The 13,065-nt window shown below is 66.5% G+C and carries 9 protein-coding genes; 8 read left to right on the plus strand and 1 reads right to left on the minus strand.

Annotated elements, in window-relative coordinates; all coding sequences use genetic code 11:
• The first annotated feature begins 134 nt into the window (after positions 1 to 134).
• The 8 genes from AC56DV_RS06535 (at position 135) to AC56DV_RS06570 (ending at position 12,556) form a co-directional block, all read left to right on the plus strand.
• Positions 135 to 4,904 carry a PAS domain S-box protein gene (locus AC56DV_RS06535; RefSeq protein WP_496313486.1) on the plus strand — a complete coding sequence of 1,590 codons (4,770 nt, stop codon included), beginning with the start codon at positions 135 to 137 and terminating at the stop codon, positions 4,902 to 4,904.
• A 3-nt stretch (positions 4,905 to 4,907) separates the two neighbouring features.
• On the plus strand, positions 4,908 to 5,336 hold the full coding sequence (locus AC56DV_RS06540) for a response regulator (RefSeq protein WP_496313487.1): 429 nt from the start codon (positions 4,908 to 4,910) through the stop codon (positions 5,334 to 5,336).
• 257 nt (positions 5,337 to 5,593) lie between these two features.
• The gene (gene trxA, locus AC56DV_RS06545; protein WP_057153039.1) at positions 5,594 to 5,920 is read left to right on the plus strand and encodes a thioredoxin TrxA; all 327 of its coding nucleotides are present in this window, start codon (positions 5,594 to 5,596) and stop codon (positions 5,918 to 5,920) included.
• Between the two features lie 136 nt (positions 5,921 to 6,056).
• Entirely contained in the window at positions 6,057 to 7,319 is a 1,263-nt protein-coding gene (gene rho, locus AC56DV_RS06550; protein WP_057153038.1) for a transcription termination factor Rho, read from the plus strand.
• Positions 7,320 to 7,483: 164 nt separating this feature from the next.
• Positions 7,484 to 7,753: a type B 50S ribosomal protein L31 gene (locus AC56DV_RS06555; RefSeq protein ID WP_057153037.1), complete on the plus strand. Its 270-nt coding sequence runs from the start codon at positions 7,484 to 7,486 to the stop codon at positions 7,751 to 7,753.
• A 78-nt stretch (positions 7,754 to 7,831) separates the two neighbouring features.
• Positions 7,832 to 9,547, plus strand: coding sequence for an ArnT family glycosyltransferase (locus AC56DV_RS06560; RefSeq protein ID WP_496313488.1), 1,716 nt, complete (start codon positions 7,832 to 7,834; stop codon positions 9,545 to 9,547).
• 41 nt (positions 9,548 to 9,588) lie between these two features.
• Positions 9,589 to 10,386, plus strand: a complete 798-nt coding sequence (locus tag AC56DV_RS06565) for a substrate-binding periplasmic protein (protein WP_496313489.1) — start codon at positions 9,589 to 9,591, stop codon at positions 10,384 to 10,386.
• 223 nt (positions 10,387 to 10,609) lie between these two features.
• A complete protein-coding gene (locus AC56DV_RS06570; RefSeq protein WP_496313490.1) occupies positions 10,610 to 12,556 on the plus strand; it encodes an AAA family ATPase in 1,947 nt (648 codons plus the stop codon).
• Between the two features lies 1 nt (position 12,557).
• Here the strand turns inward: AC56DV_RS06570 and AC56DV_RS06575 are convergent, their stop codons facing one another.
• Entirely contained in the window at positions 12,558 to 12,959 is a 402-nt protein-coding gene (locus AC56DV_RS06575) for a hypothetical protein (protein WP_496313491.1), read from the minus strand.
• Between the last annotated feature and the right edge of the window lie 106 nt (positions 12,960 to 13,065).

The raw sequence follows: 13,065 nt of genomic DNA on the forward strand, positions 1-13,065 counted from the left end.
AAAAAGCTGATGCCCAGCGGCCACAAAGTAAACCCTACAGCCAAAATTTCGATGCTATAGTTGACTGGAGAAGGGCCGCCGGGCTGGACAAGACAGCCGCCGCGCCCTATGTCGCATTTGCGAAAGGGAAGCTCTTGCTGCATCGCCGTCCTCAGTCCAGTTTGCCGCCCGGCCTGCGCCGCCCGCGCCGGGCTGCCGCACTGGCCGCCGTGCTGACTGCTGTAGTGGCCAATTTGCTGCCGGCGGGCGGCGCCGGCGCGGCCGAACCCATCACCGTGCAGCTGAAATGGCTGCACCAGTTCCAGTTCGCCGGTTACTACGCGGCGCAGGACAAGGGCTATTACCGCGAGGCGGGGCTGGACGTCACCCTGCGCGAGGCCCAGCCCGGCGCCGACCCGGTGCAGGCCGTGTTGGAAGGCAAAGCGCAGTACGGCGTGGGCAGCAGCGCCCTGCTGCTCAAGCGCGCCGCCGGCGATCCGGTGGTGGTGCTGGCCTCCATCTTCCAGCACTCCGCGTCGGCGCTGTTCGTGCGGCGCAGCGACAACGGCGCGCCGCTGAATTGGCGCGGCAAGCGCCTGATGCTGGCCCCCGGCAACGAGGAACTGCGCGCCTACTTCAAACAGCAGGACATCGACCTGAACCAGCTGCACAGCCTGCCGCACAGCTTCAACCTGGACGACCTGATCAACGGCAAGGTGGACGCCATGTCGGCTTACACCTCGGAAGCGCCCTACCTGCTGGACCGCGCCGGCGTGCGCTACGACGTGATTTCCCCGCGCGCGGCCGGCATCGATTTCTACGGCGACAACCTGTACACCACCGAGAGCGAGCTGCGCGAACATCCCAAGCGCGCCGCCGCCATGCGCGCGGCCACCCTGCGCGGCTGGCAGTACGCGATGGCCCACCCGGGTGAAATCGCCGACCTGATCCGCGCGCGCTATCCCAACAGCCACAGCCGCGAACACCTGATGTTCGAGGCCCACCAGACCATTCCGCTGCTGGAGCAGCGCCTGATCGAACTGGGCTACAGCAACCCGGCGCGCTGGCGCGCCATTGCCGACACCTACGCCAGCCTGGGCATGATGCCGGCCAACTTCCCGCTGGAAGGCCTGCTGTACCAGCCGCCGGCCGACGGCGCGTCCTGGCAGTACGGCGCCGGCGCGGCCATCCTGGCACTGCTGCTGGCGGTGGCCGGGGCGCTGCGGCTGCGGCGCCTGAAGCTGGAGCTGGCGGCGGCCCAGGACCGCGCCCGCAAGGCCGAGCAGCTGACCAGCTTCGCGCTGGACGGCACCGGCGACGGCGTGTGGGACTGGCTGCCGCAGGAGGACTTGCTGACCCTGTCGCCGCGCTACTGCGACATCCTGGGCTACGATCCGGCCGAGTTCAAGCCCAATGTGCAGCAGGTGATGGCGCTGGTGCATCCGGACGACCAGGCCCGCGTGGCCGACGAATTCATGGTGCCGATGGCGCCTGCCGTATCCGCCAGCGCCGCGGCCAGCGCGGCGGCCGAGCCGGCGCCGATGCCGGCGCCTGGGCAGGACGGCGCCGAGCGCACCGCGCTGTCCTGCGAGTTCCGCATCCGCTGCCGCGACGGCAGCTGGAAATGGGTGCTGGGGCGCGGCATGGTGGTGGCGCGCGACAGCAGCGGCCGCGCGCTGCGCATGACCGGCACGCTGGGCGACATCAGCGAGCGCACCGCCGCCGAGGAGGCGCGCGTGGCGGCCATCCTGGAAGCGACGCCGGCGGCCATGATGCTGGCCGACCGCCACGGCCACGTGCGCCAGGCCAACGGCGCCTGCGCCCAGTGCTTCGGCTACGGCGCCGCCGAGCAGATGGCCGGCCTGTCGATGGACCTGCTGGTGCCCGACACCATGCGCAGCACGCCGGGCCGCCCGCGCGAACTGTTCACCCGTCCCGGCCTGCCGGGACGGGTGCTGACCGCGCGCCGCCAGGACGGCAGCCACTTCCCGGCCATGGTGCACCTGGCGCCGATCCAGATGGCCGGCCAGGGCCTGTCGGTGCTGTCGCTGCGCGACATGACGCAGCGCCAGCGCGCCGAGGAGGCGCTGCAGGCCAACTCGGAACGCTACCGCCTGATCGTGCAGACCGCCGCCGAAGGCATCTGGATGACCGACGCCGACGACAAGACCACCTTCGTCAACCCCACCATGGCGCGCATGCTGGGCTACGAGACCGAGGAGATGCTGGGCCAGCCGATGAGCGCCTTCATGGACGAGGAAGGCCAGGCGCTGCTGCTGCGCCACCAGCGCCGCCGCAGCTCCGGCCAGGCCGAGCAGGGCGACGTGCGCTTCTTCCGCAAGGACCACACGCCGATGTGGGGCCTGCTGTCGACCACCCTGGTCAACGCCGACAGCGGCGCCTACGCCGGCACCCTGGCCATGATCACCGACATCAACGACCGCCGCCTGGCCGACCAGGCGCTGCGCAACTCCAGCCGCCGCATGGCCTCGGTGTTCAACGCGGTGACCAACGGCCTGGTGGTGCTGAACGGCGACGGCCTGATTTTGGAGAGCAACGCGGCCGCCGCGCGCATGCTGGGCGCGGCCGCCCACCCCGGCGCCGGCCTGTGGCCCGGCGTGCACGAGGACGGCCTGCCGTTCGCGCGCGACGAGCACCCGGTGTACCTGGCCCTGGTGTCCGGCCAGTCGGTGCGCGGCGTGGTGATGGGCGTGCGCCAGGCCGACGGCAGCCAGTGCTGGCTGTCGGTGAACGCCGAGCCGATGCGCGACGAGCTGGGCGCCACGCCGATGGCGGTGGCCAGCCTGACCGACATCAGCTACCGCAAGCGCAGCGAAGACGCGCTGCGCCAGGGCGAGCAGCGGCTGCAGGAAATCATCAAGATGATGCCGACCGGCCTGTTCATCAAGGCGCCGGACGGCCGCTTCCTGCTGATGAACCCGGCCTGCGAGGCGCAGTTCGGCTTCCGCTTCGAAGAGCTGATGGGCGGCGACGACAGCGCCTTCCACTCGCCCGACGAGCTGGCCGCGTTCCGCGCGCGCGACGCGGCCGCCTTCGCCGGCGGCGTGATGCTGGACTACGAGGAAACCGTGTGGAACCCCACGCTGCGCGACCTGCGCCACCTGCGCACCTTCAAGAACCCGGTGTTCGACGAGCGCGGCAAGCCGGCCTACCTGATCTGCATGTCGATCGACATCACCGACAGCAAGCACGCCGAGCAGGCGCTGCGCGAACTGAACGAACACCTGGAAGAGCGCGTGGCGCAGCGCACCGAACAGCTCGACCAGGCCAAGCAGGTGGCCGAGGAAGCCAGCCTGGCCAAGGGCCAGTTCCTGGCCAATATGAGCCATGAAATCCGCACCCCGATGAACGGCGTGATCGGCATGGCCTACCTGGCGCTGAAGACCGACCTCGACCCGCGCCAGCGCGACTACCTGGAAAAGATCCGCTTCGCCGGCGAGCACCTGCTGGGCATCATCGACGACATCCTCGACATTTCCAAGATCGAGGCCGGCAAGCTGGAGATCGAGCAGGTCGATTTCGCGCTCGACCACGTGATCCAGACCTTGACCACGGTGGTGGCGCCGAAGGCGGCCGGCAAGGGCCTGAACCTGCTGTTCGAACTCGACCCGACCCTGCCGCCGGTGCTGCGCGGCGACCCGCTGCGGCTGGGCCAGGTGCTGATCAACTACACCAATAACGCCATCAAGTTCAGCGAACAGGGCCACATCGTGGTGAAAGTGGTCAACGCCGTCAGCGACGCCGCGAACTGCCTGGTGCGCTTCGAAGTGCGCGACCACGGCATCGGCCTGTCGGAAGAGGAAATGGGCAAGCTGTTCCAGTCCTTCCAGCAGGCCGACACCTCCACCACGCGCGAATACGGCGGCACCGGCCTGGGCCTGGCCATCTGCAAGCAACTGGCCCAGTTGATGGGCGGCGAGGTCGGCGTGCGCAGCACGCCGGGCCAGGGCAGCACCTTCTGGTTCACGGCGCGGCTGGGCGTATCCTCGCGCGCGGTGCCGCAGCTGATCAGCAGCGTGAGCGACGCGGCCGCCGAGCTGGTGGCCAGCGCGCGCACCGCCGCTGTCATGGCCGCGCTGAAGGACGCCCGCATCCTGCTGGTGGAGGACAACACCTTCAACCAGCAGATCGCGCTGGAAATGCTGGAGGAGGCGGGCAGCTCGGTGTGCCTGGCCAACAACGGCCAGGAAGCGCTGGCCCTGCTGCACCAGGCCAGCTTCGACTGCGTGCTGATGGACGTGCAGATGCCGCTGATGGACGGCCTGGAGGCGACCCGCCGCATCCGCGCCGACCCCGAGCTGGCCGAACTGCGCGTGCTGGCCATGACGGCCACCGCCACCAGCGAGGACCGGGTGCGCTGCCTGGACGCCGGCATGGACGATTTCATCTCCAAGCCGATCCAGCCGGCGCTGATGTACCAGACCATCGCCAACTGGCTGCCGGCCCAGCGCGCCGAGCACAGCGAGTCCCGGCTGCAGGCCGGCACCGCCGCGCCGCCGGCGCGCCCGCGCGCGCCTGCCTTCAAGCCGACCCTGGCGGGCGACCCGGCGGTGGTCGATTTATCCATCCTGGCGCAGCTGCTGGGCTACAATCCGCAGAAGATACGCAAATTCGCCTTCAAGTTCCTGCAGACCACGCAGGACGGCTTCGACGAGATCGACAACGCGCTGGCGCGCGGCGATGTGGCGCGGGTGCGCGAGCTGGGGCACCGCATCAAGTCCTCGGCGCGCACCGTGGGCGCGCTCGGCATGGCCGACATCTGCCTGGCGCTGGAGCAGTTGGAGCCGGGCACGCCGCAGGACGAACTGGCGCGCGCGCGCGCCCTGGCCGCCGGGCTGTGGCCGCTGCTTGAGCAGATCACCGAAGTCATCATGAACAACACCACTTTCGCCAACGACAATTAACCGATGAGTACACACCCCTCCCCGCTGCGCGTGCTGCTGCTGGACGACGACGCCTTCATGCTGGCCCTGCTGGAAGACATGCTGGACGACCTGAGCCCGCAGCTCGGCAGCTTCGACGTGGCCAGCGCCACCTCGGCCAAGGCGGCCCTGGCGCTGCTGGCCAAGGCCCCGCGCGACATGCTGGTGTGCGACCTGTCGATGCCGGACATGGACGGCATCGAATTCCTGCGCCTGGTGGCCGAGGGCGACTACCGCGGCGCCGTGGTGCTGCTGTCGGGCATGGACGCCGGCGTGCTGCGCGCCGCCGAGCGCCTGGCCATGGCGCAGGGGCTGACCATCCTGGGCGCCTGCAAGAAGCCGGTAGCGCCGGCCGAGCTGGGCGACCTGGTGGGCCTGGCGCTGGCGCACCGCAGCGCGTGGCCGGCGCTGTAGCCGGGCGTGGAAAAACGTGTCGCCGAAAGTGTTGCCTGCAAGCCACAACAGCATTTTCCGCACACGCGGCAAAAATGCGTTATTATTTGATCCATCTCCCGCCTGTTATCCTCTTGCCATCATCCAGGGCATCTGTTGAATTCATGGAATATGTCTCCATCTGCGGCCTGTAACCCGGCAGCGTCAAGACGATATCCATCTACAGTGGCATAATCATCCAGGCGTAACTAACTTATACCCCCCACCGAGGGAAAAACATGAGCGAAAATATCAAACACATCTCCGACGCATCCTTCGACACCGAAGTGCTGAAATCCGACCGTCCAGTGCTGGTGGACTTCTGGGCGGAATGGTGCGGTCCTTGCAAGAGCATCGCCCCGATCCTGGAAGAAGTGGCCAAGGAATACGAAGGCAAGCTGACCATCGCCAAGCTGGACGTGGACGCCAACCAGGCTGTTCCTGCCAAGTTCGGCATCCGCGGCATCCCGACCCTGATTCTGTTCAAGAACGGCGTGCCGGCAGCGCAAAAAGTCGGCGCCATGGCAAAAGGCCAGCTGACCTCTTTCATCGACAGCAATATTTAAGTAAGATAGGCGGCGCTGCGCCCGCAGCACCGCCTGCTTGGCCGGGGGAAACGGGCCATACCGTTTCCCTAATTTGATCAACCCCACGCAGTTCCCTCCCCTACCTTTTTCTTCCCGTCACGGGACACTCACACATATGCATCTATCTGAACTCAAGGCCTTACACGTCTCCGCCCTGCTGGAGATGGCGATCGGCCTGGACATCGACAACGCGGCCCGCCTGCGCAAGCAGGAACTGATGTTCGCCATCCTGAAGAAGCGCGCCAAGTCCGGCGAGCAGATCTTCGGCGACGGCGCACTGGAAGTGCTGCCGGACGGCTTCGGCTTCCTGCGCTCCCCGGACGCGTCCTACATGGCGTCGACCGACGACATCTATATCTCGCCTTCGCAAATCCGCCGCTTCAATCTGCACACCGGCGATTCGATCGAAGGCGAAGTGCGCACGCCGAAAGACGGCGAGCGCTATTTCGCACTGGTCAAGGTAGACAAGGTCAACGGCGAATCGCCGGAAGCCTCGAAGCACCGCATACTGTTTGAGAACCTGACGCCGCTGCACCCGAACGAGCCGCTGCGCCTGGAGCGCGAGATGAACGGCGCCGAGAACATCACCGGCCGCATCGTCGACCTGATCTCGCCGATCGGCAAGGGCCAGCGCGGCCTGCTGGTGGCCTCGCCGAAGTCGGGCAAATCGGTCATGCTGCAGCACATCGCGCACGCCATCACCGCCAACCACCCGGACGTCACGCTGATCGTGCTGCTGATCGACGAACGTCCAGAGGAAGTGACGGAGATGCAGCGCTCGGTGCGCGGCGAAGTGGTCGCTTCCACCTTCGACGAGCCGGCCACCCGCCACGTGCAGGTCGCCGAGATGGTGCTGGAAAAAGCCAAGCGCCTGGTCGAGATGAAAAAAGACGTGGTGATCCTGCTGGACTCGATCACCCGCCTGGCGCGCGCCTACAACACCGTGATCCCTGCCTCCGGCAAGGTGCTGACCGGCGGTGTGGACGCCAACGCGCTGCAGCGTCCGAAGCGTTTCTTCGGTGCTGCCCGCAACATCGAAGAAGGCGGCTCGCTGACCATCATCGCCACCGCGCTGATCGAAACCGGCTCGCGCATGGACGACGTGATCTACGAGGAATTCAAGGGCACCGGCAACATGGAGGTGCACCTGGAGCGCCGCCTGGCCGAGAAGCGCGTGTACCCGGCGATCAACCTGAACAAGTCCGGCACCCGCCGCGAGGAACTGCTGATCAAGGCCGACCAGCTGCAGAAGATCTGGATCCTGCGCAAGCTGCTGTACTCGATGGACGAGATCGAAGCGATGGAGTTCATCCTCGACAAGATGAAGGCCACGAAGACCAACCTGGAATTCTTCGACATGATGAGGCGTGGCGGTTAATCCCCACCCATCATGACAAAGCGGCAAGCCTGGCTTGCCGCTTTTTTTTATCCGCTGTATAATCGACGGTTGTTTTTAACCACTGGCAAGTGAGCGGCAATCGGGTCAAGAAGCTGGACGACCGACGAAGTGCTGTTTGGCTACCTACCTCTAGAGAGAAGCACATGAAACCAGAAATCCATCCAGACTACCGCGAAGTTGTGTTCCACGACCTGTCGTGCGACTTCAAGTTCATCACCCGTTCGACCATCCAGACCCGCGAAAAAATTGAGCACGAAGGTAAAGAATACCCTCTGGTCAAGATCGAGGTATCGGCTGAATCGCACCCATTCTTCACCGGTAAGCACAAAATCGTCGACACCGCTGGCCGCGTTGAGAAATTCCGCCAGAAGTTCGGTTCCGTCGGTTCCAAGACTTCCGTCGCTGCAGGCTAATCTGCCCCAGTGCAAGAAAAAAGGCAGCTACGGCTGCCTTTTTTTCATTCATACTCATTCCTTTTTGCGCCCCTGCCGATGAAGCCTGTCCGTCTGCCCGCCGCCGCCACCCTCGCCCTGCCCCGCTGGGCCATTTACGCCCTCGGCCTGCTGTACATCCTGCCGGGCCTGATCGGCCGCGAACCGTGGAAGAGCGACGACGCCGCCAGCTTCGGCATCATGTGGACCATGGCGCAAGGCAGCCTGCAGGACTGGCTGTGGCCGAATATCGCCGGCCTGCCCATGCCCGACGAAGGCCCGCTGGCGTTCTGGCTGGGCGCGGCCTGCATCAAGCTGTTCGGCTGGCTGCTGGGCGACGTGCTGGCCGCGCGCGTGTCCACCATCATCGTCTTCCTGCTGGGCGTGCTGTCGCTGTGGTACGTCACCTTCGCGCTGGGCCGCCGCCAGGACGCCCAGCCCCTGAAGCTGGCCTTCGGCGGCCAGCCCGAGCCGGACGACTTCGGCCGCACCCTGGCCGACGCGGCCAGCCTGATCTACCTCGGCTGCCTGGGCCTGCTGGTGCACAGCCACGTCACCACCGCCGAACCGCTGCAGGTGGCGCTGCTGTCGCTGCTGCTGTACCGCTCGGTGCGCTACATGGAACTGCCGTCGGTGCGCAACGCCGCCCTGATCGGCCTGGCGCTCGGCCTGATGGTGCTGGCGCGCGGCTGGCTGGCGCCGGCCTTCCTGGTGCTGGCCCTGTTCCTGTGCTCGCAATTCCTGGCCATGCCGGCCGGGCGCACGCTGGGCCACCTGGCCGTGTCGGCCGGCGTGGGCGCGCTGGCCACCATGCCGTGGCTGCTGCCCGCCGTGCTCAGCCATGGCGACGCCCAGCTGTCGGCCTGGATGCAGTGGAACTACGCGCAGATCGCGCTGCCCACGCCGCAGTCGCTGGGCTATTTCCTGCGGGTGGGCGTGTGGTTCTTCTGGCCGGCCTGGCCGTTCGCCGCCTGGGCCGTGTACGCCTGGCGCCGCCAGCGCCGCGTGCTGCACATCGTGGTGCCGGTCACCTTCACCGGCATGGCCACGCTGCTGGCCCTGTTCCACCCGGCCCCCGAGCAAGGCCAGCTGCTGCTGCTGCTGCCGCCGCTGGCCATCATGGCCGCCTTCGGCCTGCTGACCATGAAGCGCGGCGCCATCAACGCCATCGACTGGTTCTCGGTCATGGTGCTGACCCTGTGCGCGGCCACCCTGTGGCTGTTCTGGAGCGCCATGCTGACCGGCTGGCCGGCCAAGGCGGCGCACAACGCGCTCAAGCTGGTGCCCGGCTTCAACCCCGAATTCCGCACCCCGGCCGTGCTGGTGGCCTTCTGCGCCACCGTGGGCTGGTTCATGCTGGTGCACTGGCGCCTGTCGCGCCAGCCGGCCGTGCTGTGGCGCGCCGTGGTGCTGTCGTCCGGCGGCCTGATCCTGGTGTGGATCCTGGCCATGACCTTGTTCCTGCCGGCCGCCAACTACAGCAAGAGCTACGCCACCGTGGCGCGCCAGGCCGCCGCCGTGGTGCCGCCCGGCACCGGCTGCGTGGAAACCAACGTGGCCCCGGCCCAGCGCGCCTCCTTCGTCTATTTCGGCAAACTGCCGTTCGGCAAGCCGGGCCAGAGCTGCCCGATGTTGTTGGTGCAAGACAACATCCGGGTGGATGACAGCGTGGAGCTGGCGCCGTCGTACCGCGCGCCGCACTGGCAGCAGCTGTGGGAAGGCCGCCGCGCCTCCGACCGCCAGGAACGTTTCAGGCTGTACCGGCGCATGCCATAGTCCGCCGCCGTGCTATGCTGGGCTCAATCAAGAGAGTAGCCATGGCAACAGGACTTACCTTACGGGCAATATTTCCAGCGCTTGCGCTGTGGTTTCCACTGGCGTTCCCGCCAGCATGCGCGCTGCTGGCGCCGTCCGCCGCGCTGGCCGATCCGGGCCCCGGCGCGCTGTTCATCGCCGGCGAGCACGTGCCGCCGGCCAGCTGGAAGGAAGGCGACCAGGTTACCGGCCGCGAGACCGAGAAGGTCCGCGAAATGCTGGCGCGCGCCGGGATCCCATACCAGATCGACATCCTGCCGTGGAAACGCGGCTACATGCTGGCGCAGCGCCAGGCCAACACCTGCATCTATTCCACCTCGCGCACCCCGGAGCGCGAGCGCCAGTTCAAATGGGTCGGCCCCACCGACGAGGCCGAATGGGTCTTCATCGGCCGCCCGGGCCACACCTTCCCGCTGCGCACCCTGGAAGACGCGCGCCCGCTGCGCATCGGCACCTACCACGGCGACGCGCGCGACGAATTCCTGCGCGCACGCGGCTTCAAGGTCGAGCCGGTGCAGAACGACGCCTCCAACCCGAAAAAGCTGTTGCTCAACCGCATCGACGTGTGGGCCATCGGCATGCGGGTGGGCAGCCAGGCGCCGTCGCGCTTCCCGGAAATCGAAAGCGGCGAACTGGTACCGCTGCTGGCTTTCCACAAGGTGAAGGTCTACCTGGCCTGCAATCCGGCCCTGCCGGACGCGCTGGTGGACAAGATGAACGCGGCCCTGGACGGCATGCGCCGCGACGGCGCGTTGGCCCGCCTGGAACGCAAGTATGCACTGTTAGAAAAAGCAAAATAGTCCTTGTAATCAAGGCATTATCAAGCTGTCCACGCTGTGGCTGAGGCCTTTTTTTTCTGCGCCGACTGCACACAAAATGGGCAGAGCACGCTATAGTGCTCGATATCCATTGCCTTAAGGCATGCTTGAAAGCAACGCTGGCCACCGCCCCACCCTGCGCTCCAGCCCCTGTACGACATCTTCTGGCCACAGCCCGCCAGCCGTCTGCCGAGTCCAAAAAAACATGTTCAACATCTACAAGCTTCAGCTCGCGCTCAAGAATACTTGGGTCCGCATCGCCCTGCTGGCCGCCATCGCGCTGGCCATCGGCCTGGCCGCCTGGCGCAGCAACGTGGCGCAAGACACCAGCCCGGTGGTGCGCTCGCAAAATATCGCCGAGATCACCGCGCTGGCGGGCCAGCGCGAGCGCCTGGCCTACCTGCTGGTGGCCAAGCCGCTGTCGGAAGCGCCGCGCTACATCTACAAGTTCAAGGACGCGCCCGAGCTGCACGTGGTGAAAGTGCCCAGCACCTCCCACCTGAGCCTGGAGCGCGAAGTGTTGCTGCGCAACGGCATTCCCTACGGCATTGCGCAGGAAGACTGGCTGGCCAGCCACAAGGCCGTGCTGCAGGACGACGGCGGCGCGCTGGCCCCCACCCGCGATTTCCTGCAGCGCCACGCGTTCGACATCGCCGTGGTGCTGCTGTTGCTGCTGGGCCTGAAGTTCGGCATCCCCGGCATGGGCATGAGCGCCAGCGTGATCTCGCCCGACCAGCTGAAGGGCAGCCTGGACGACCTGATCGGCATGGACGACATCAAGCAGGAAGTGCTGCACCTGGAAGACATGATACGCAACCGCCGCGTGTACCAGTCGCACAACATCGACAAGCCCTTCAACGTGATGCTGACCGGCCCGGCGGGCACCGGCAAGACCAAGCTGGCCGGCTACCTGGCCAAGCGCCTGAATATCCCGCTGATCCAGGCGTCCGGCTCGGCGCTGGAGTCGGGTTATATCGGCGGCGGCTCGAAGGCGCTCAACGCGCTGTACAAGAAGGCTTGCGCGCGCGGCTCCTGCATCATTTTCCTGGACGAGGCGCAGGCGCTGTTCATGCCGCGCGGACGCGGCGAAAAGAAATGGGAAGACGACACCGCCAACACCCTGCTCGGCCTGCTGGACGGCGTGAAGAAGGACGAAGGCGCGGGCGTGATCTGGGTGGTGGCCTCCAACTTCGACGACGCCAGCTCGCAGATGGACGAAGCCATGCTGCGCCGCTTCTCCGTGAAGATCAACTTCCGCCTGCCGAACAAGAACGAGCGCGCGCAGCTGGTGGAATCCTTCCTCAAGCGCAAGCAGGAAGGCTGCGTGGACTGGAACAGGCTGGACCTGAACCAGGTGGCCGAGATCACCGCCAACCTCAGTCCGGCGGTGCTGGAAACGGTGGTCGAGCGCGCCAGCATGATCGCCATCCAGGAGAGCAAGGTCATCGACACCGACCTGATGTTCCGCGCCTTCGAGCGCGCCACCATCGGCCTGACCGACCGCGCCACCACGGCCGAGAAAACCCGCCAGCGCGAGCGCATCGCGCTGCACGAGCTGGGCCACTTCTTCATGCAGATCGATCCCTATCTGCGCCAGGGCCTGCCGCTGGCCGAGATCAAGGAAAAATCGCACCTGCTCAAGATCAGCACCGAGTCGGTGTCCAAGCTGGGCGCGCTGGGCTATGTGCTGTCGGCCGGCGACGACATGGCGCTGCGCACGCTGGAGGAGCTGGAGCAGGACGTGATCCAGCTGTACGGCGGGGTGGCGGCGGAGGAACTGTTCTACGGCGCGCGCGGCATCTCGGTGGGCAGCCAGAACGACATCCAGAAAGCCACCCGCATGCTGGACACCATGGTCAACCAGCTGTCGATGTACTCGCGCTCCAAGCTGGACTACAGCCAGTTCAAGCACGACAACAACGAGCACACGCTGGCCGAAGTGGAAGCCAAGGCGGACGAGCTGTACAGCTACACGCTGGGCGCCATCGGCGACTACCGCGCCGCCATGGAGTCGATCAAGGAAGAACTGCTGGAGCGCTACGTGCTGTCGAAGGACGACATCTTCACACTGCTGGAAGAGCGGCTGGACACGGCGCCGCTGCAGCGCCCGGAACGCCGCATGGCGGACCGCCGCAGCACGCACGCCGCCTGATTCAGCGCACCGCCATCATCACCGAGCCGGCGGGCAACCCGGCGCCTGCGGCAAGCCGTTCGTAATTGCGTATCGTCAGTTCCGCGCCCTTGGCGCCGAACTCCATGCGCACGCCGGCGGCCGTGACGAACACGCCCGGCGCGCGCGGCTGCAGTTCCAGCCACGTTTCGCCAGGCAGCTGCGCGAAGTAGCGCTGGCCGCGCTGGAAGAATGCGATGCGCCGGCCGTTGCTCAAGCTGTAGGTGGCGGCGTAGTCGTCAAACTCGCCCGGCGCCAGCCGCATCGCTTGCGGCGCCTGCTGCGGCGCCTTGATCTGCACGCTGTCCGACTGCGGTTCCGCATAGGCGCAGAACATGCTCAAGCCCAAGGCCGCGCCCACGACGGCGCCCACATAAGTTTTCATCGCGCACTCCCACCAGCGGAAAGGCCGCTGCAGCACCATTCCATACTAGCAGCCGCGCGGCGCAACGGAATGTCCGGCTTCACTGATTATTTCTATCCCGGCGCGC

The sequence above is a fragment of the Massilia sp. BGA-UO-ETr-WB1 genome (genome assembly GCF_059567845.1).

Excerpts from the sequence above, each read along its gene's own strand:
- AC56DV_RS06565 (WP_496313489.1), top strand. The coding sequence starts at position 9,589 with ATGGCAACAGGACTTACCTTACGGGCAATATTTCCAGCGCTTGCGCTG.
- AC56DV_RS06560 (WP_496313488.1), top strand. The coding sequence starts at position 7,832 with ATGAAGCCTGTCCGTCTGCCCGCCGCCGCCACCCTCGCCCTGCCCCGC.
- rho (WP_057153038.1), top strand. The coding sequence starts at position 6,057 with ATGCATCTATCTGAACTCAAGGCCTTACACGTCTCCGCCCTGCTGGAG.
- AC56DV_RS06575 (WP_496313491.1), bottom strand. The coding sequence starts at position 12,959 with ATGAAAACTTATGTGGGCGCCGTCGTGGGCGCGGCCTTGGGCTTGAGC.
- AC56DV_RS06540 (WP_496313487.1), top strand. The coding sequence starts at position 4,908 with ATGAGTACACACCCCTCCCCGCTGCGCGTGCTGCTGCTGGACGACGAC.
- AC56DV_RS06570 (WP_496313490.1), top strand. The coding sequence starts at position 10,610 with ATGTTCAACATCTACAAGCTTCAGCTCGCGCTCAAGAATACTTGGGTC.
- AC56DV_RS06555 (WP_057153037.1), top strand. The coding sequence starts at position 7,484 with ATGAAACCAGAAATCCATCCAGACTACCGCGAAGTTGTGTTCCACGAC.
- trxA (WP_057153039.1), top strand. The coding sequence starts at position 5,594 with ATGAGCGAAAATATCAAACACATCTCCGACGCATCCTTCGACACCGAA.